The organism is Acidimicrobiia bacterium, assembly GCA_040902765.1.
In the GTDB taxonomy this organism is placed as follows: Bacteria; Actinomycetota; Acidimicrobiia; order Spongiisociales; family UBA11373; genus DATKBG01.
The window spans coordinates 20,544-38,856 of record JBBDWO010000030.1 but is presented as its reverse complement, the minus strand read 5'-3'; the positions used below and the strand labels follow the sequence as shown (position 1 = coordinate 38,856).

Genomic DNA, 18,313 nt, shown 5'->3' with positions numbered 1-18,313 from the left:
GCGGAAAGCGCGAATTGGGGAGAAAGCGGCCTCGATAGGTGGGAATCACGCTTAACGCTTAACGCCTCAACGCAAGACGCGACAACCTCTGGCGTTGAGCGTTGAGCGTTGAGCGTCCTACTCGCCACTGGCCACTGATCAATCGGTAGCTGGTAGCTGGAATGACGCTTAACGCTCAACGCAAGACCGACGAACTCTGGCGTTGAGCGTTAAGCGTTGAGCGTTCTCTCGCTACTCGCTAATTCTTCTGCCCCGTCAACCGACGGTTCTTCCACTTCGACCGGACGTAATCCCGGTTCATCAGGGCGATGAAGTCGAGAGAGATCGACTTCGGGCACGCCACCTCACACTCGCCGTAGCTGGTGCAGGACCCGAAGAACTGTTCCATCGTATCCACCATGGCCTCGACGCGGGACCACCGCTCCGGCTGACCCTGGGGCAGGAGGTTGAGATGGGAGATCTTCGCCGCGGTGAACAGCTGGGCCGCACTGTTCGGGCAGGCGGCGACACACGCCCCGCAGCCGATGCAGGCGGCGGCGTCCATGGCGGCCTCGGCCGCCTCCTTGGGGATCTGGATCAGGTTGGCTTCTGGAGCACTACCCGTGTCGACGCTGATGAAGCCTCCCGCCTCCACGATCCGATCGAAGGCGCTCCGATCGACCACCAGGTCGCGCAGCACCGGAAAGCCGGACGCACGCCATGGCTCGACCACGATGAGATCACCGTCGCTGAAGTGGCGCATGTGGAGCTGGCAGGTCGCCGTGCCTCGCTCGGAGCCATGCGGTTTGCCGTTGATCATGACGCCACAGGAGCCACAGATCCCTTCGCGACAGTCGTGTTCGAAGGCGATCGGTTCCTCGCCCTCCAGCGTGAGACGGTCGTTGACCACGTCGAGCATCTCGAGGAACGAGGCATCCGGGCTGATCTCGCTCGCCCGGTATTCCTCGAACCTGCCTGTCTTGCCGGCAGCTTCCTGGCGCCAGACGCGCAGCGTGAGGTCCATCAGGTGTAGCTCCTCGTCTTCAACTCGACGTTCTCAAACGACAGCGGCTCCTTCACCAGCGACGGCTCGGCACCGACCCCCTCGAATCCCCAGGCGGACACGAAGGCAAAGTTCTCGTCGTCCCGCCTGGCTTCGCCATCGTCCGACTGGTGCTCGACCCGGAAGTGCCCGCCGCACGACTCTTCGCGGTGCAGGGCATCGCGGCACATGAGCTCAGCCAGCTCGAAGAAGTCGGCCACCCTGCCCGCCTTCTCGAGCGACTGATTGATCGAGGCGTCGTCGCCGAGCACACGAACGTCACTGTGGAACTCCTCGCGGAGGGCCGGGATCTCGGCGATCGCCTTCTCCAAACCAACTGCGTCGCGGGCCATGCCGCAGTGGTCCCACACGATCTTGCCGAGCTCACGATGGAACCAGTCGACGGTGCGGGAACCATTGGTGGCCAATAGCCGGGCGGTCCGCTCACGGACCCCGGTCTCGGCCTCGGCGAACGCCGGGTGGTCGAGCGACTCCGACGCCTCCCCGAGGCGACCCGACAGGTAGGCGGCGATCGTGTTGGGCAGGATGAAGTATCCGTCGGCGAGCCCCTGCATCAAGGCCGAGGCGCCGAGTCGGTTGGCTCCGTGATCCGAAAAATTCCCCTCGCCGATGGCGTAGAGCCCGGGGATCGTCGTCATCAGGTCGTAGTCGACCCAGAGACCGCCCATCGTGTAATGCGGCGCCGGATAGATGCGCATCGGCACCGAGTAGGGGTCCTCACCGGTGATTCGCTCATACATCTCGAAGAGGTTCCCGTACCGCTCGGTCATGACCTCGCGCCCGAGTGTGGCGATAGCGTCGGCGAAGTCGAGGTACACGCCGTTCTGGAGGGCACCGATGCCCCGCCCCTCGTCGACGACTGCCTTGGCGGCTCGCGACGCGACGTCGCGCGGCACCAGGTTGCCGAAAGCCGGGTAGCGGCGCTCGAGGAAGTAGTCGCGTTTGCCGGCGGGGACGTCTCCGGCGGACCGACCGTCACCGATGTCGGTGGGGACCCAGATCCGACCGTCGTTGCGCAGGGACTCGGACATCAGCGTCAGCTTCGACTGGAACTCATCACAAGCCGGGATACAGGTGGGATGGATCTGGGTGAAGCACGGGTTGGCGAACAGAGCCCCCTTGCGGTGGGCGCGCCATATGGCGGTCACGTTGCTTGCCTTGGCGTTGGTCGACAGGAAGTAGGCGTTCGAGTAGCCGCCGGTGGCGAGGACTACGGCGTGCGCCGAGTGAGAGGTGATCTCGCCGGTGACCAGGTCGCGAACCACGATCCCCACAGCCCGCCCATCAGCCACCACGACATCCAGCATCTCCGACCGGGTGTACACAGTCACCGTGCCCTGTGTGACCTGTCTGGCGAGCGCCTGATAGGCCCCGAGAAGTAGCTGCTGCCCGGTCTGACCCCGAGCGTAGAACGTGCGCGACACCTGCACGCCACCGAACGATCGGTTGGCAAGGAGTCCTCCGTACTCCCTGGCAAACGGCACGCCCTGAGCGGTCGCCTGGTCGATGATCTCGGTACTCACCTGGGCGAGCCTGAACACGTTGGCCTCGCGGGAGCGGTAGTCGCCGCCCTTGATCGTGTCGGCGAACAGGCGACGGATGCTGTCCCCGTCGTTTCGATAGTTCTTGGCGGCGTTGATCCCACCCTGGGCGGCGACGCTGTGCGCCCTGCGGGGGCTGTCGTGGAAGGTGAACGCCTTGACCCGATAGCCCAGCTCGCCCATCGTCGCCGCCGCGGCCGCTCCGGCGAGTCCAGTCCCCACCACGATCACGTCGAACCGCTTGCGGTTCGCCGGCGACACCAGGGGGATGGCCAACCGGTGGTCGTCCCACTTGGCCTCGATCGGTCCTCCGGGGATCCTGGCATCCAGCCTCATGACGGCCTCACAGACTCAGCAGTCCGGTCTGGACGGCTATCGGGAACGAAAGATTGCCCGCGGTCACCACACCGGTGACGGCATAGGCGAGGTACCGGCGCCAGCGGTTGAAGGTGGGGTGGCTCCACCCGATGCTCTGGAAGAGGCTCCACACCCCGTGGTACAGGTGGAATGCCAGTGCCAGGTTGGCGACGACGTAGATGCCTGCGACGGCGGGGCGCTGGAGCGAGCGGATGACGTTGTCGTAGACCTCGCCGCGGGTGAATTCGGCAGTCGCCGCGGGCTGGGTGCCCCAGGTGAGGTCGGCGAGATGGAAGGCGACGAACAGGAGCACGATGATGCCGGTCCACCGCATGGTGCGGGAGGCATAGTTGGCGACGGCGTAGTCACGCTCGTGATACCGCCCGCCGCGCGCCTTCCAGTTGGTATAGGTCAGCGAGTAGGCGGCATGGACGTGAAGGACGAGTGCGGCGAGAAGGCCCAGCCGCATCGCCCAGAGCACGCTGGTCCGCGGGAACAGGTCGCCACCGAGGTCGCGCAGCGCCTCGGCGTAGTGGTTCACCTGCTCGGCGCTCATGTACATCTTGAGGTTGCCGTACAGGTGGGCGATCACATAGGCGATGAGCACTATGCCTGAGAGGGCCATCGCCCACTTCTTGACGACCGCCGAGCGATAGAAGCGTATGAGCCACGGCGGCTGAAATCGCGGCTTGGTGTCAGCGGCGGTCACAAAGGGAGTATCGCGGATTGCAGGCCGTGGGGCCAAGACCGGGAGCCGAGGAGACGGCGGACGGCAGAGGGCAGAGCCTCAGATAGCAGATAGCAGACAGCAGACAGCGAACTCCATCCGCCCTCTGCCTTCTGCCCTCCGCGAGCGAAGGCGCCAGCCTTCGCTCGCCGCGATAGCCTCCGCCCATGCGAACGCCACCCTGGCTCATGCCCGCCATCGTCAGCCCCTTCGACGACGCGGGCGAACTGGATCTCGACGCGCACCGGCACAACGTGTCCCTACTCGCGGAGCGGGGCGTCGAGGGGTTCGTCATCGGGGGCTCGAACGGAGAGAGTCCCTACCTGGAGCCCGGTGAACGCGCCCACCTGGCGCGGGCGACCCGGGAAGTCGCCCCGGACGCCTTCGTGCTGGTGGGGATCGTGGCCGAGTCCCTCCGATCGGCGATGGAGCTCATCGCCGAAGTGTCGGACACCGACGCCGATGCGGTGCTCGTCACCACGCCGACCACCCTCGTCCGCCATCAACCGGCGATGGTGGAGCGGTACTACGAGGATGTCGCTACATCATCGCCGCTCCCCGTGTTCCTCTACTCGGTCCCCCGCGTGACCGCCTACGACCTCGCCCTCGACTCCGCGACCCGACTGGCGGAGCACCCCAACGTGGTCGGCATCAAGGACTCCAGCGGCGACCTGGACCGGGCCCGGGCGCTCGTCGCCACCTCACTGACCGTCTTCGTCGGATCGTCGGCGATCGCATGGCCGGCCGTCGCCGCCGGCGCCCACGGCGCCATCACGGCGAGCGCCAACTATGCCCCCGAACTGGCCGCGACGGTCGTGGCCCTCGCTCTCACGGGCGAGGAGACCCCTCTACAGGCCGTCTTGACGGCGGTATCCGCAGCCGTCGAACGACACGGCGTCGGCGCGGTCAAGTACGCGGCGACGCGGGCGGGCTTGCGATGCGGATCGCCGCGTCGCCCCCTGGAGTCCCCCGACGACAAGACCACGGCGCTCATCGATGCTGCGCTCGATGAAGCTTCTCGGGCACTGGGGGAAGCGGCTCGCAGCGCCCACTAATCTCCCGGTGAGCGACGAAGGAGTTCAGCACGTGGCCAAGTTTCTGACCGATGAGTGGCTCGAGGCCCTCGAGACCGCACTGTCGGGGCATGAGGGATTCACCTCCGCCATCGGTGGCGTCGACCTCACCCTCTCGTTCGAGGTGACCGACCCACCAGAAGATCGCCTGTTGGCATACACGCTGGCCCTCGACAATGGGTCGGTCGCAGTCGCTTCCGGTGGCAGCGACTCCGCCGATGCCACCATCAGTAGCACCTACCAGACGGCCGTCGCCATCAGCAAGGGGGAACTCAACACGCAGATGGCGTTCATGACCGGCAAGATCAAGATCACGGGGAACATGGGCAAGCTGCTCCAGCATCAGCGGATCATGACCGACTTCGCCAATGCCGCATCCACGGTGGACGTGGAGTACTAGAGAGCTATTGGCTATTGGCTATTGGCTATTAGCAATTGGCCAGACGCTCGCGAGGCCTTCGCCCGGTTCTGGCTAAAAGCCAATAGCTAATGGCTAATAGCTGAAATGTGTGAGGGGCGCCCGGTTGGGCGCCCCTCACACATTTCCTTGGTCGACCGTGGGTTACGGGTTGAACGCGTTGACCGCTTCCTTCAGCGCCTTGGCCGCCTTGAAGGCAGGCGCCTTCGCCGCCTTGATGTGCACAGGCTGTCCGGTACGCGGATTGCGTCCCATACGCGCCGCACGCTGGCGGACCTCGAAGGATCCGAATCCTGCGATCGAGACCTTGTCCCCCTTGGCGAGGGCACCGGCCACGGCAGCGAAGACGGCATCGACGGCGGCGCCGCCCATGGTCTTCTGGCCATCGAGTGCTGCGGCGACGGCGTCGCCGAGCTCCTTCTTGTTCATGTCCACTCCTCCTTGAGGGAATGACAACCGTGTAATTGTAGGCGATTCGCGCACAAAAAGCCATCAATACCGGGCATGGGGCCATTTATGCCCCCTTGAAGGACGCGGCCGGCCACGGCCGTGTACAGTGCCGTTCCAGTTTGGACGACCCCGGAGACGGCCTGGTGATCGTGCTGAAGAAGCGGATGCTGACGGTGCTGCTGTTCGGCCTGCTCGTCCTCAGCCAGTCGACCCTCTGGGAATACGCCCGGGTCCAGCCCCGCTGGCGGGGGGACCGGTTCATCATCACTCCGTGGTCGCTGCGGGGCTACGAAACGCCGCAGGGCCTCGTGATCCTGCTGTCTGCCGCCATCCTCGCGGTGCTCGCCATCCTCTTGGTCATGGGGAAGATCAAGGCCAACCGAGTCGGGACCCTGACCATCACCGGAGGCCTCATCGTCGGTGCCGTCGCCGCCACCTTCGTCGGGGATGCCCGCCCGACCACGGTCGGGGGCGTCGGCGTGGTTGTGCTGTCGATGGTCGGTGCGGCCCTCGTGGCGGCTACGGCGATGCGCACGGTCGGATCCAAGGTGGCGGATCGCTACCGCCGATGGGTACGCCTGGGAGTCTGGCTCGTGGCACTCCCCCTGATGATCTACGTCGTCATCGGCGCGACCGTGGGCGGCCTTCAGCGCCCTACCTGGCTGGTGCTGGCCGTAGGGCTCGCCCTCGTCGGAGGAGTGGTCGTGTTCCGCAACCCGCCGCAGCTCGGCCCGTACCGCATGATCATCATCGGGGCAGCAGCGATCATGCTGGTCGCAATCTCGATGGCGACGGCCGTACGGATCCAGCTCACCGGCATGCAGTTCGCCACCTGGGAGGCGGCGGCCGACCTGCGGGAAGTGCAGATCACCTGGGGCGTCTTCATGGCCTGGATGGGCGGCGCTCTCGCCACCATGGCCGCCATCGGACTCTGGGCTGGCGAACGGGATGAGGTCTCTGCTCAGAACCGGGCCCGCCGTCAGGCCGAAGCCGCCAGACAGTCGGAGCTAGAGCTCGCCGGAGCCGCTACCGGATGAGTCCGCGGGGCGCAGGCGATCTCAGTCCAGCGCGATCTGCTCCAGTTCGCCCATCTTCTCACGAACTGCCTCGGCCGCGGCTCGAAGTGCGGTGATCTCCGAGTCGGTCAGGTCGATCTCGACGATACTCGTCACCCCGCCCGCACCGATCCGAGCGGGCACACCCAGGTAGACGCCGCTCACGCCGTACTGGCCCTCCACCCAGGCACACACCGGCATCTCCTCGCCGGTGTCGCCCAGTACGGCGGCAACCATCTTGGCGGCGGCCGCTGAGGGGGCGTAATAGGCGCTCCCGGTCTTGAGGAGCGACACGATCTCGGCGCCACCGTCCCTCGTGCGCTCCACCACCTCGTCGATGGCCGCCTGATCCAGCACCTCAGACAGGGCACGCCCGCCCACCCGGCACCGGGACGGCACAGGGACCATGGTTTCGCCGTGACTGCCGAGGGTCAGGGCCACGACGTCGAGGATGTCGGCTCCGGTCGCTTCGGCGATGAAGTGGACGAAACGGGCGGTATCGAGATTGCCGGCCTGGCCCATGACGCGCTGGCGCGGGAGACCGGAGAAATCGGACACGAGCGTCGTCATCTGGTCGAGCGGATTGGTCACCACCACGAACACGGCATCCGGCGACCCGGGAAGAACGCCGTCCACCACCTGCTTGACGATGCGAGCGTTGACCTCGAGCAGGTCCATCCGGCTCATCCCGGGCTTGCGCGGTAGTCCGGCGGTGATCACCACGACGTCGCTGCCTACGGTGTCGGCGTAGTCGTTGGTCCCCACCACACGGGTCCGATACCTCACCAGGGGACGCGCCTGGTTCATGTCCAGGGCGAGTCCCTGTGGCAGGCCCTCGACAATGTCGGTCATCACGATCTCGTCGCACACGTCGGCCTCGGCGAGCCGCTGGACGGTCGTGGACCCGTACTTGCCTGCCCCGACGACGGTTACCTTGCTCAAGACGCGCTCCTTCCGGGCAGACCGCAATTCGCAATTCGCAATTCGCTCGACCCGCCGTGTGCTGCAGATGGCTGACGGCTGGCAGCCGGCAGCCCCGGGCCCGGGGCCCCGCAACCCTCGATGGCGCTCACGAACTCAGCCGCTGGATTATCGCGTCGGCGAATTCGCTGGTCCGGACCTCTTCTGCGTCATCCATGAGGCGGGCGAAGTCGTAGGTCACGATACGGTCGCCGATGGTCCGCTCCAGACCCGACTCGACCAGGTCGGCAGCCTCTCCCCATCCGAGGTACCGCAGCATCATCACCCCCGAAAGGATCACCGACCCCGGATTCACCTTGTCCTGACCCGCGTACTTGGGGGCGGTGCCGTGGGTCGCCTCGAACACCGCGTGGCCCGTGTCGTAGTTGATGTTGCCGCCGGGAGCGATACCGATGCCACCGACCTGAGCGGCAAGCGCATCACTGATGTAGTCCCCGTTGAGGTTCGTGGTGGCGATGACGTCGTACTCGGCGGGCCGCAGCAGGATCTGCTGGAGGAAGGCGTCGGCAATCGAATCCTTGACCAGCAGCCGGTCCCCCGGATCGCCGCCGCAGTCCTCCCAGCCGACGGCGACGTCGCCGAACTCCTCGCGAACGAGCTCGTAGCCCCATTCGCGGAAGGCGCCCTCGGTGAACTTCTGGATGTTGCCCTTGTGGACGAGGGTCACCGACGAGCGCCCGGCGCTGAGGGCATGGCGAATGGCAGCACGGATCAGCCGCTTCGACCCCGTCTCCGATATCGGCTTGATGCCCACTCCGCTGTCGGGACGCACCGTCCACCCCATCTCGGCGAAGACCTCGATGAGTCGGGCAGCCTCCTTCGAGCCAGCCGGCACCTCGAGCCCGGCGTACACGTCCTCCGTGTTCTCCCTGAAGATCACCATGTCGACCAGCTCGGGCTGACGCACCGGCGACGGGACACCCTGGTACCACCGCACCGGTCGTAGGCACACGTAGAGATCCATGACCTGGCGCAGCGTGACGTTGATGCTGCGGATACCTCCACCCACCGGGGTGGTCAGCGGACCCTTGATCCCGACCATGTGAGTCCTGAGGGCGTCGAGAGTGGCCTCAGGAAGCCACTCGCCGGTCTCGTCGTGCGCCTTACCGCCAGCGAGGACCTCCATCCAGGCGATGCGCCGCTTGCCGTCGTACGCTCGATGCACGGCCGCCTCGAGTACCCGACTCGCCGCGGCCCAGATGTCGGGGCCGATGCCGTCGCCTTCGATGAACGGGATGATCGGCTCATCGGGAACGACGAGACCGTCGGCGCTCATCGTGATCGTGTCGGGCAAAGCGGGGCTCCTCAGTCGTGGACAAGGGGATTATCGCAAGTCGCTATTGGGAAGTCGCAATTGGCAATTAGCCAGAGAGGTACTTGGTACCTGGTACTTGGTACTTCCTACTCGCTACTCGCTACTCGCTACTCGGGCCTCCGCCAGGAGGACCGTGTTCGCCAGGAGGGCGGCGATGGTCATCGGGCCGACGCCTCCCGGGACCGGTGATAGTGCACCTGCGACCTCGGCGACCTCCGCCGCCACATCACCGACGAGGCGGTCTCCGACTCGGGTGACGCCGACGTCGACGACGACCGCTCCCGGTGCGACGTGCTCACGGCCAATGAGGCCAGGCTGGCCGGCCGCCACAACGAGGACCTCGCCGCGACGGGTGATGTCCGGCAAGTCGTTGGTCCTGGAATGGGCGACGGTGACGGTGGCATCACGACCGGCCAGCGACAGCATGATCGACAGCGGTCGACCAACCAGCTGAGACCTCCCGACGACGACTACGGGCCGCCCGGCGATGGAGATCCCGTAGTGATCGAGGAGGCGCAGGATCCCGGTAGGGGTCGCCGGGCGCGCCCCGGGGAGTCCGAGCACCATCCGCCCGAGGCTGGCGACATTGAGGCCGTCGACGTCCTTTGACGGGGGGATGCCCTGCACGATCGGGATCGAATCGAGGTGAGCGGGCAACGGGAGTTGCACCAGGAAACCGTCGATCGATGAATCGGCTGCCAGCCCGGCGACGACCTCCTCGACCTCCTGCTGCGCTGCTGTTGCCTCGAGCCGGATCCCAGTGGCGTCGAGCCCGACACGCGCCGCAGCCCGCAACTTCATGCGGACGTATACCTCCGACGCCGGATCGTCTCCGACCAGGACGGTGGCGAGGCGGGGTCGGATCCCCTCGGCGGCGAGGGCGCCGACGCGGCCGGCCACTTCTGCTCGCCACACGGCGGCGGCGTCGGTTCCGGACAGGATGTGAGCGGTCACGAGATGAGGCTACCGGTGTCGCCGGTCGAGCCCCGAGGACCCCTCAGGCAAGGCGTCGCGTCATCACGTCGCGGATCATGCTGATCACCGTCGACACGGCCCCCACGTTGTATCCCTCAGGGATGATCATGTCGGCGTAGCGCTTCGACGGCTCCACGAACTGCAGGTGCATCGGACGGACCGTCTCCAGGTATTGCGTACGGACCGACTCGAAGGTGCGGCCCCGTTCCTCGATGTCACGCTGCAGGCGGCGCACGATCCGCAGGTCGGCATCGGTGTCGATGTACACCTTCAGATCCATCAGTTCCCGGAGTCGTGGCTCCCAGAGGACCACGATCCCCTCGACCACGACCACGGTCGACGGCTCGACCCGAACCGTCTCCGGTGAACGGTTATGCACCGTGAAGTCATAGACAGGACGGTCGATGGCGCCGCCCGCCCGAAGGGCCGTCAGATGCTCGACGAGGAGGTCGGTCTCCAGCGAATCGGGGTGGTCGTAGTTGATCCGAGACCGCTCCTCCAGCGGAAGATGACTCAGGTCGCGGTAGTAGGCGTCGTGCTGGATGAGTGAGACGTCCTCGGGACCGATCGCCTCGACGATGGCCTCGGCGATGGTGGTCTTGCCGGACCCGGATCCCCCAGCGATACCGATGACGAGAGGACCCGAAGAGGGCCAGGAGTCGGGAGGCGCGGGCACGAGGCGACGATACAAGAAGTCACCGGGCCCCAGTCGCCAGCCACCAGCTACCAGCTACCAGCAAGAGTCCAAGAACCCGGCACTCCGACTCTTGCCAATTGCTAATTGCTAATTGCCAATCGCTATTCCTACTGCTTCGCCTATGGCGCTGGGGTCGTCGACGACGGTGACTCCGGCGGCGCGCAGCGCCTCTTGCTTGGCGGCGGCGGTGCCGGAGGAACCCGAGATGATCGCTCCGGCGTGGCCCATCTTCTTGCCCGCGGGTGCGGTGACCCCGGCGATGTAGCCGACCACGGGCTTGCTGACGTGGTCACGGATGAACAGCGCTGCTTCCTCCTCGGCGCTGCCGCCGATCTCGCCGATCATCACGATCACCTCGGTCTCGGAGTCCTCCTCGAATCGCTCCAGCACGTCGACGAACGACGTGCCCGGAACCGGATCGCCACCGATGCCAACACAGGTGCTCTGTCCGATGCCGCGCACCGTGAGTTCGTGGACCGCCTGGTAGGTGAGGGTCCCCGAGCGCGACACCACGCCGACCGAGCCCGGCAGCGTGATCTCGTGGGGGGTGATCCCCACATTGGCCTTCCCCGGCGAGATGAGTCCCGGGCAGTTGGGTCCGATGAGCGGTGTCCGGCTGGTCTGGCGAATGTAGTTGTACACCCGGGCCTCGTCGTGGGCGGGGATGCCCTCGGTGATGGCGACGATCAGGTTGATTCCGTCGGCGTCGGCCGCCTCGAGGATGCCGTCGGCGGCGAAGGCGGGAGGCACGAACACCATCGACGTGTTGGCACCGGTCGCTTCGACCGCCTGGGACACCGTGTCGAAGATCGGGACGCCGTCGAGATCCATCCCGCCCTTGCCAGGAGTGACCCCGGCGACCAGGCGCGTCCCCGAGTCCCGGTTGCGGAAGCCATGGAATCGGCCCTGGCTGCCGGTGAGCCCCTGGACGACGAGTCGCGTGCTGGCGTCGACGAAGATCGCCATCAGCGACCCCGCGCCAGCTCGACGGCCTTCTCGGCTGCCTCGCGCATCGTGGCCGCCGAAACCACCAGCTCGGAGGCAGCATCGGCGATGATCTGGCGCCCCGCGATGGCGTTGGTGCCGTCGAGGCGAACCACGATGGGCCAGGGGACGTCGAGACGGCCTAGCGCCTCGACAATGCCCTCTGCGACCAGATCACACCGGGTGATGCCACCGAAGATGTTGATGAGCACCGATGCCACCTGGGGGTCATGGGTCAGCAACTCGAGGGCGCCGGTGATCGTGTCGGCGCCGGCACCGCCCCCGACGTCGAGGAAGTTCGCCGCCGACCCGCCGACCAACGACACCAGGTCGAGAGTCGACATGACCAGGCCAGCGCCATTTCCGATGATGCCGACCGAGCCATCCAGCTTGATGAAATTGAGCCCCCGATCACGCGCCATCACCTCCAGCGGATCGTGGGTGAATGCCTCGCGGAATGCCTCGAAGTCCGGATGCCGGTAGAAAGCGTTCGAGTCGAGGGTCACTTTGGCGTCGAGGGCGAGGATCCTGCCATCGGCGGTCAGGGCGAGCGGGTTCACTTCGACCAGGTCACAGTCGAGCGACACGAACGCCTCATACAGACGGCGCAGGACATCGGCAGCCTGGCGTGCGGTGGTTCGGTCGAAGCCCGCCCGATACACCAATTCGGTCGCCTGCCAGTTGGCGAGCCCGACGACAGGATCGATGTGCATCCGGACGACCGCCTCGGGTGTTTCGACGGCGACCGCTTCGATGTCCATGCCGCCCTTGGCCGAAACCATCGCCAGGTGCTTTCTGGCGCGGCGATCGAGGGTGAACGAGACGTAGTACTCGGCGGCCAGGTCCGAGGCCTCCTCGACCCACACCGTGCGCACCGTGTGGCCCTTGATGTCCATACCGAGGATGGCCTCGGCGACCGTCTCGGTCTCATCAGGAGACGCGGCGAGCTGGATGCCACCAGCCTTGCCCCGGCCGCCGACCTGCACCTGTGCCTTGACCACCACCGGCCCCCCGAGGGCCTCGGCCCCGGCGCGGGCTTCGGCGGCGGTGGTGGCCACCCTCCCCGCCGGCGTGGGCACACCCGCACTCGCCAGCAGCTCCTTCCCCTGGAACTCGAAGAGGTCCATCGATCAGCGCTCCGCCGGGATGTTCGCTTCGACCCAGTCGACGATCGTCGCCAACGGAGTGCCCGGAGTGAACACCTCGGCGAGGCCCCGCTCCTTCAAGGCAGTGATGTCGGCAGGCGGGATGATGCCGCCGCCAAACACGATGATGTCGGAGGCATCGCGCTCGGCGAGTACCTCCACGACCCTCGGGAACAGGGTCATGTGCGCCCCTGAGAGCACCGAGAGCCCCACCCCGGCGACATCCTCCTGGATGGCGGTCTCGACGATCTGCTCGGGGGTCTGGTGGAGACCCGAGTAGATGACCTCATTGCCGGCGTCGCGAAGCGCTCGTGCGATCACCTTGGCGCCACGATCATGGCCGTCGAGGCCGGGTTTGGCGATGAGGATCCTGCGGGGCATGGCGGCCAGCAGGTTACCCGTTACCGGTTGCCGGTTACCTGTCGCCTGCCGGGAAACGGGAAACGGGTAACGGCTGAGGCGGAGCCTCAGCCTTCTACGCGGAAGACGCGATCGACGCCGGGGATCGCCGCCAGCTGGCGCATGAGGGTGTCGGACATCTTCGGTTCGACGGTGGTGTGGATCGTGGCGCGGTCATCGCCGATCTCGTGAATGGACACCTCGCCACCGCGCGGGATGAGCGACCGAGCGGCGGACCGAACCTCGTCGACGAGGGCGGGTTCTGACACCCGGATCCGAATCACGGTGATCGCCTGTTCCCGCCTGCCCCGCACCAGCCACTGACCGATACCCACCACGTAGAGCACGGCGACGGCGATGATCGTCGCCACGACGGCCATGAAGTACTCGCCGGCGCCCGCAGCCATGCCCACGGCGGCTGCCAGCCACAGACCGGCGGCCGTGGTCAACCCGCGAACGGCGAGACCAGACCTGAAGATGGCTCCCGCTCCGAGGAAGCCGACACCGGTGACGATCTGCGCGGCGATACGGGCCGGGTCGGATACCGGAGATCGGGGAAACTCCAGGCTCAGCAGGGTGAACACACCGGCACCGAGACCGACGAGCATGTGGGTGCGGAGACCGGCGTTCTTGTGGGCGACCTCACGCTCGAAGCCGATTATGCCCGACAGGCCTGCCGCCACGGCGAGTCGGACCAAGACCTCTGCCGTCTCGGCGCTCACGCCGACTCCAGAGGGGCGATCGACAGCGCCAGCCGCTTCTCACCGAACTCGTCGAACACCACCACCGCCTCGGCGTCGTCGCCCTCACCGTGTATCGCCTTTACGGTACCGAGACCGAATGTGCCGTGGCGGACCCGGTGCCCCCGACCAACATCGGCACCACGCATCGTGCGACGCGGCGCCGTCTCCTCGCGCTCACGAACCCGGAGACGCGGCTTCTGCTCGTCGACGTACTTGGCGGGGATCTCGGTGAGGAACCGGCTCGCCGAGTTCCACTGGTTCGCCCCGAACAGGTTCCGCGTCGTGGCGTGGGTCAGGTAGAGCTTCTGGCGGGCTCTGGTGATGCCGACATAGGCGAGGCGCCGCTCCTCCTCCAACTGGGTCGGATCGCCGAGGCTGCGCATGTGGGGGAACACCCCGTCCTCCATGCCGGCGATGAACACCACGGGAAACTCGAGACCCTTGGCGTTGTGGAGCGTCATCAGGGTCACCACGCCCGAATCCTCCAGAGCGTCGACATCGGATACGAGGGCGGTTGCCTCGAGGAAGCGTTCCAGACGCCGGGTACCGGTCATGTCGTTCCAGTGCTCGTCCCCTAAGTCGCCGGTCGGACCTGCCTCCTCGAACTCGGAAGCCACCGAGATGAGTTCTTGCAGGTTCTCCACCCGGCTCAGCGCCTCCACACTCCCCTCTTGCTGCAACGCAGCCAGATAGCCGGTGTCGTGGAGAACGGCCTCGAGCGCGGCGCGAGGGCCATCCTCCGCCGCAGCGGCGAGCACGCTGAGCAGGGCGACGAATTCGGCCACAGCATTCGCCGCTCGCGACGTGAGCGCCTCGATCTCGGCGGCACGGGTGAGGGCATCGTGGAATGAGATGCCTTCCCGTTCGGCGAAACGGTCGACGTGAGCCACCGTCGTGTCACCGATCGCCCGCTTCGGCACGTTGACTATCCGCTTCAAAGCCACCTGGTCGTCGGGGTTGACGATGGCCTTCAGATAGGCCATGGCGTCCTTGACCTCGCGCCGGTCGTAGAACTTGGGCCCGCCGATCACCTGATAGGGCACGCGGAACCTCACCAGGACCTCCTCCAGCACGCGCGACTGGGCGTGCGTGCGATAGAAGATCGCCGCATCCGATAGGTTTAGGCGCTGCTCGGGCAGCTCGGCGAGGCGCTCGGCGATGAAGGCAGCCTCGTCGTGCTCGTCCTCGGCCCGGTACACGGTGATCGGGTCCCCCACGCCGACCTCGGTCCACAACTCCTTGGGGCGACGGCTGGCGTTGTTGGAGATGACCGCATTGGCGGCGTCGAGGATGGTCTGAGTGGATCGGTAGTTCCGGTCGAGGACCACGACCGTCGCGTCGGGGTAGTCGTGTTCGAAGTCGAGGATGTTGCGGATGTCGGCGCCCCGGAAGGCGTAGATGCTCTGGTCTGAGTCGCCCACCACACACAGGTTCCGATGAGCGCCGGCGAGCATCTGCACCAGGCGGTACTGGGCGTGGTTGGTGTCCTGGTACTCGTCTACCAGGACGTACTGGAATCGCTGCCGGTACTGCTCGAGCACGTCGGGGAAGGCACCGAACAGGTCGACGGTCACCATGAGGAGGTCGTCGAAGTCCATGGCCGACGCCTCGACCAGCCGCCGTTGGTAGAGGCGATACACCTCGGCGACCCGAGCATGATAGGGGCCGCCTCCCTTCTCGGCGAACGACTGGGCGTCGATCAGCTCGTTCTTCGCATTGCTGATGGCACCGCGGATCGCCTTGGGAGGGAACCGCTTCGGATCCATGTCGAGCTGGCGCACGCACATCTCCACGAGCCGACGCGAGTCGATGTCGTCGTAGATGGTGAATCCCGAGCGATATCCGAGGGCATGGGCCTCCCGGCGCAGGATCCGCACGCACGCCGAGTGGAAGGTCGACACCCACATGCCGCGAGCCACCCCACCGACGAGACGAGCTACTCGCTCCTTCATCTCATCGGCGGCCTTGTTGGTGAAGGTGATGGCGAGGATGGCGTACGGAGACACCCCCAGGTCCCTGATCAGATGGGCGACCCGATAGGTGAGGACGCGGGTCTTGCCCGACCCGGCGCCGGCCACCACGAGCACCGGTCCCTCGGTGGTCGTCACCGCGTCGCGCTGCGACGCGTTCAGATCGTCGAGGAGCGTCGATTCGGCCACGAGAAAGAGTTTAGGGCGGGGGTATGGCTCGAATCACCGGGCTGTGATTTGAGCGCTATTCGCAATTCGCAATTCGCTATTCGTCAGACAGGACGCCAGAGCCGCGCTGGAAGGCTCACGGTGCGTCTTGCGAATCGCGAATCGCGAATCGCGGACCAGCGCTAGTCGCTGGTCCTCACCAATCCCCGTATCGCTTCGGCGAGGGCGCCCTTACGGACGTCGTCCTTGTCGAGATAGGCGTTGGCGCCGGCCTCGATCGCCCGGCTGGCGTCGGCGGCGGTAGCCACGCCTGACAGCATGATGATCGGAGAATCGATCCCCAACTCCCTGATTCGAGCCGCCAGGGTGGCACCGTCCATGGTGGGCATCTGATAGTCCACGACGAGTGCATCGAACGACTGCTCGGCGAGAACGGACAGCGCCTCGGTCGGGCTGCCGGCCAGCTCGACCTCGAACCCGGCCGAACCGAGTGCCCCGCCCACCACCAGTCGAGCCCCTCGGGAGTCATCGACGACGAGCACCTTGGGCCGCGGGCCTGTCGGCGTCTGCGCAGCGCGGGCCCGATCGGCCAGCCGGGTCGGGTCGACGAGCACGATCACCTCGCCTGCCCCGAGGAGCGCCGCGCCGGTGAGATGGGGAATGCCTGCGAGTACCGGCCCCAGCTCGCGGGCCGCGACCTGACGGCGGCCCTTCTCGAACTCGACGGCGAGACCCACCGGACCAGATGTCGTCGACACCACCAGGAGGCGATCGGGCTCGCCAGCCGGTCGCAGCCCGACGGCCTCGGCAAATCCCACCACGGGGATCCAGCGATCGAGCCAGAACACCTCGCGGCGCGACCCGGTCTCGTGGATCTCCAGATCGGCGAAGGGCACCGACTCGAGGATCGAGATCTCGGGAATGCCCCAGTCCTGGCCGGCGGCGGTGACGATCACCGCATCCTGAAGGGCCCTACTTCGCGGAACCGCGATCACCACCCGGGTCCCCCGCCCCGGCTCGGTGTCGAAAGTGAGCGTTCCCTGGAGCGACTCCACCACCGAGGCCACCAGGGCCAGGCCGGATCCGTCCCCGACCAACTCGCCGTCCGGCACCGTCGACACCCCCGCGGTGAACAGCAGGGAGCGAAGCGCATCCCGATCGTCCACCTGACTCTCGTCGATCAGGCCGCGCCGAATTCCGACGCGGTGCACCGCCGCCCAGTCCACCCCGCGCCCGTCGTCCTCGATCGTGATGGTGAGCCGCTGACCGGTGACCTCGGCGGTCAGCGTCAGCGACCCTGTACGGGGTTTGCCTCGCGCCTGACGCTCGGCGACCGTCTCGATCCCGTGCTCCACCGCATTCACCAGGAGATGGCGCAACGGGTCCGACAGTCTCTCCACGACCCGGCGGTCGGCGACGGTGTCCGTCCCGGTCATCTCGAGCCGGACGTCCTTGTCGGAGCGACGGGCGATGTAGCGAACCAGCTGGATGAACGTCGCTGTGATCTCACTGAGCGGCATAGCGGCCAGCTCGACGGCGCGTTCTTGCAGGTCGACGACGGAGGCGTCGATCTCATCTACCAACGCGGCGAGTTCGGCGACCTTGGAGCCATCGGCGACCGCGCTCCCCGCCTTCTCGGCGAGCACTTCTACGTCGACGCGCAGAGAGCACAACTCGTTGATCAGGCGATACAGGTTGGTGGCGTCGACCCGAACGTTGTCGCCGAACCCGAGGGTGCCGATCGTGCCGAGCAGACCGTCGAGATCGCTGGCGGTGGGAACGGGATCGTGCGTGGGCTCGGGTGCATCGGCGCCCTGGTCATGGAGAGCGACCCGCAGGGCGCGCATCCCCGCGGCCAGACCGGGAGTGCCGGTGGCCGGGTCGGCGTCCACGGCGGCACGCACCTCCGCGGTGAGCAGGGCGAGAGCCTCGGCGATGGTGCTCGAGGCCTCGAGCTCCCCATCACGCAGGTATCGCCATCCGTCCTCGAGGAGCTTGCCGGCGTCGGAGATTGCGATGAACCCCATCATCCGGGCCGTTCCCTTGATGGTGTGCCCCTCCCTCACCATCGTGGCGAGGGACTCGGCATCGAGCGGCGCGCCATGCAAACGCGTCGCACCCTCGGCCAGACGGGCACTGCGCTCATCGATCTCGGCGGCGAAGAGCGATTGGAGATCTACTTCATCGCTTGCGGACACGGGATTACCTCGGACTACCACTCGTCAGGGTATCGGCGTGGCACGCGGCGCCTTGAGACAAGCCGCCGCGGCACC

17 protein-coding genes are annotated in these 18,313 nt (G+C 66.5%); 3 read left to right on the top strand and 14 right to left on the bottom strand.

The window, feature by feature from the left end; genetic code table 11:
- Nucleotides 1–238: 238 nt before the first annotated feature.
- Genes WEA29_09365 through WEA29_09355 form a run of 3 tightly spaced genes read right to left on the bottom strand, consistent with a single transcriptional unit; the run spans nucleotide 239 to nucleotide 3,649 of the window.
- The gene (locus WEA29_09365) at nucleotides 239–1,003 is read right to left on the bottom strand and encodes a succinate dehydrogenase/fumarate reductase iron-sulfur subunit (protein ID MEX2323962.1); all 765 of its coding nucleotides are present in this window, start codon (nucleotides 1,001–1,003) and stop codon (nucleotides 239–241) included.
- Nucleotides 1,003–2,919, bottom strand: a complete 1,917-nt coding sequence (locus tag WEA29_09360) for a fumarate reductase/succinate dehydrogenase flavoprotein subunit (protein ID MEX2323961.1) — start codon at nucleotides 2,917–2,919, stop codon at nucleotides 1,003–1,005. The genes WEA29_09365 and WEA29_09360 overlap by 1 nt, the downstream gene beginning before the upstream one ends.
- A 7-nt stretch (nucleotides 2,920–2,926) precedes the next feature.
- Entirely contained in the window at nucleotides 2,927–3,649 is a 723-nt protein-coding gene (locus WEA29_09355; protein ID MEX2323960.1) for a succinate dehydrogenase cytochrome b subunit, read from the bottom strand.
- Between the two features lie 185 nt (nucleotides 3,650–3,834).
- Between WEA29_09355 and WEA29_09350 the strand changes: the two genes are divergently transcribed.
- Together WEA29_09350 and WEA29_09345 are read left to right on the top strand one after the other, a co-directional pair.
- A complete protein-coding gene (locus WEA29_09350; protein MEX2323959.1) occupies nucleotides 3,835–4,722 on the top strand; it encodes a dihydrodipicolinate synthase family protein in 888 nt (295 codons plus the stop codon).
- 31 nt (nucleotides 4,723–4,753) lie between these two features.
- Nucleotides 4,754–5,140 (top strand): SCP2 sterol-binding domain-containing protein, encoded by a 387-nt coding sequence (locus WEA29_09345; protein MEX2323958.1) that lies wholly within the window; start codon nucleotides 4,754–4,756, stop codon nucleotides 5,138–5,140.
- A gap of 162 nt (nucleotides 5,141–5,302) precedes the next feature.
- Here WEA29_09345 and WEA29_09340 read toward each other — a convergent pair whose 3' ends face one another.
- Nucleotides 5,303–5,587 (bottom strand): HU family DNA-binding protein, encoded by a 285-nt coding sequence (locus WEA29_09340; GenBank protein MEX2323957.1) that lies wholly within the window; start codon nucleotides 5,585–5,587, stop codon nucleotides 5,303–5,305.
- Between the two features lie 140 nt (nucleotides 5,588–5,727).
- Between WEA29_09340 and WEA29_09335 the strand changes: the two genes are divergently transcribed.
- Nucleotides 5,728–6,645, top strand: a complete 918-nt coding sequence (locus WEA29_09335; protein MEX2323956.1) for a hypothetical protein — start codon at nucleotides 5,728–5,730, stop codon at nucleotides 6,643–6,645.
- A 21-nt stretch (nucleotides 6,646–6,666) separates the two neighbouring features.
- On the opposite strand, the gene mdh is transcribed toward WEA29_09335, so the two are convergent.
- The 10 genes from mdh to WEA29_09285 all read right to left on the bottom strand — a co-directional run bounded on the left by mdh (nucleotide 6,667) and on the right by WEA29_09285 (nucleotide 18,238).
- Nucleotides 6,667–7,605 (bottom strand): malate dehydrogenase, encoded by a 939-nt coding sequence (mdh, locus tag WEA29_09330; GenBank protein ID MEX2323955.1) that lies wholly within the window; start codon nucleotides 7,603–7,605, stop codon nucleotides 6,667–6,669.
- Between the two features lie 127 nt (nucleotides 7,606–7,732).
- Nucleotides 7,733–8,953, bottom strand: a complete 1,221-nt coding sequence (icd, locus tag WEA29_09325; protein MEX2323954.1) for an NADP-dependent isocitrate dehydrogenase — start codon at nucleotides 8,951–8,953, stop codon at nucleotides 7,733–7,735.
- A gap of 99 nt (nucleotides 8,954–9,052) precedes the next feature.
- Nucleotides 9,053–9,913 (bottom strand): tetrahydrofolate dehydrogenase/cyclohydrolase catalytic domain-containing protein, encoded by an 861-nt coding sequence (locus WEA29_09320; GenBank protein MEX2323953.1) that lies wholly within the window; start codon nucleotides 9,911–9,913, stop codon nucleotides 9,053–9,055.
- A 43-nt stretch (nucleotides 9,914–9,956) separates the two neighbouring features.
- Nucleotides 9,957–10,610, bottom strand: coding sequence for a uridine kinase (gene udk / locus WEA29_09315; GenBank protein ID MEX2323952.1), 654 nt, complete (start codon nucleotides 10,608–10,610; stop codon nucleotides 9,957–9,959).
- A gap of 108 nt (nucleotides 10,611–10,718) precedes the next feature.
- The gene (gene sucD / locus WEA29_09310; GenBank protein ID MEX2323951.1) at nucleotides 10,719–11,597 is read right to left on the bottom strand and encodes a succinate--CoA ligase subunit alpha; all 879 of its coding nucleotides are present in this window, start codon (nucleotides 11,595–11,597) and stop codon (nucleotides 10,719–10,721) included.
- Entirely contained in the window at nucleotides 11,597–12,742 is a 1,146-nt protein-coding gene (sucC, locus tag WEA29_09305) for an ADP-forming succinate--CoA ligase subunit beta (GenBank protein ID MEX2323950.1), read from the bottom strand. The genes sucD and sucC overlap by 1 nt, the downstream gene beginning before the upstream one ends.
- A gap of 3 nt (nucleotides 12,743–12,745) precedes the next feature.
- Entirely contained in the window at nucleotides 12,746–13,141 is a 396-nt protein-coding gene (locus WEA29_09300; GenBank protein ID MEX2323949.1) for a cobalamin B12-binding domain-containing protein, read from the bottom strand.
- An 86-nt stretch (nucleotides 13,142–13,227) separates the two neighbouring features.
- A complete protein-coding gene (locus tag WEA29_09295; protein MEX2323948.1) occupies nucleotides 13,228–13,881 on the bottom strand; it encodes an MgtC/SapB family protein in 654 nt (217 codons plus the stop codon).
- Complete coding sequence (gene pcrA / locus WEA29_09290) at nucleotides 13,878–16,061, bottom strand: DNA helicase PcrA (GenBank protein ID MEX2323947.1); 2,184 nt, start codon at nucleotides 16,059–16,061, stop codon at nucleotides 13,878–13,880. Before pcrA ends, WEA29_09295 begins: the two co-directional genes overlap by 4 nt.
- A gap of 161 nt (nucleotides 16,062–16,222) precedes the next feature.
- A complete protein-coding gene (locus WEA29_09285) occupies nucleotides 16,223–18,238 on the bottom strand; it encodes a response regulator (protein ID MEX2323946.1) in 2,016 nt (671 codons plus the stop codon).
- Between the last annotated feature and the right edge of the window lie 75 nt (nucleotides 18,239–18,313).

Excerpts from the sequence above, each read along its gene's own strand:
- WEA29_09360 (MEX2323961.1), bottom strand. The coding sequence starts at position 2,919 with ATGAGGCTGGATGCCAGGATCCCCGGAGGACCGATCGAGGCCAAGTGG.
- WEA29_09350 (MEX2323959.1), top strand. The coding sequence starts at position 3,835 with ATGCGAACGCCACCCTGGCTCATGCCCGCCATCGTCAGCCCCTTCGAC.
- sucC (MEX2323950.1), bottom strand. The coding sequence starts at position 12,742 with ATGGACCTCTTCGAGTTCCAGGGGAAGGAGCTGCTGGCGAGTGCGGGT.
- sucD (MEX2323951.1), bottom strand. The coding sequence starts at position 11,597 with ATGGCGATCTTCGTCGACGCCAGCACGCGACTCGTCGTCCAGGGGCTC.
- WEA29_09300 (MEX2323949.1), bottom strand. The coding sequence starts at position 13,141 with ATGCCCCGCAGGATCCTCATCGCCAAACCCGGCCTCGACGGCCATGAT.
- WEA29_09340 (MEX2323957.1), bottom strand. The coding sequence starts at position 5,587 with ATGAACAAGAAGGAGCTCGGCGACGCCGTCGCCGCAGCACTCGATGGC.
- WEA29_09365 (MEX2323962.1), bottom strand. The coding sequence starts at position 1,003 with ATGGACCTCACGCTGCGCGTCTGGCGCCAGGAAGCTGCCGGCAAGACA.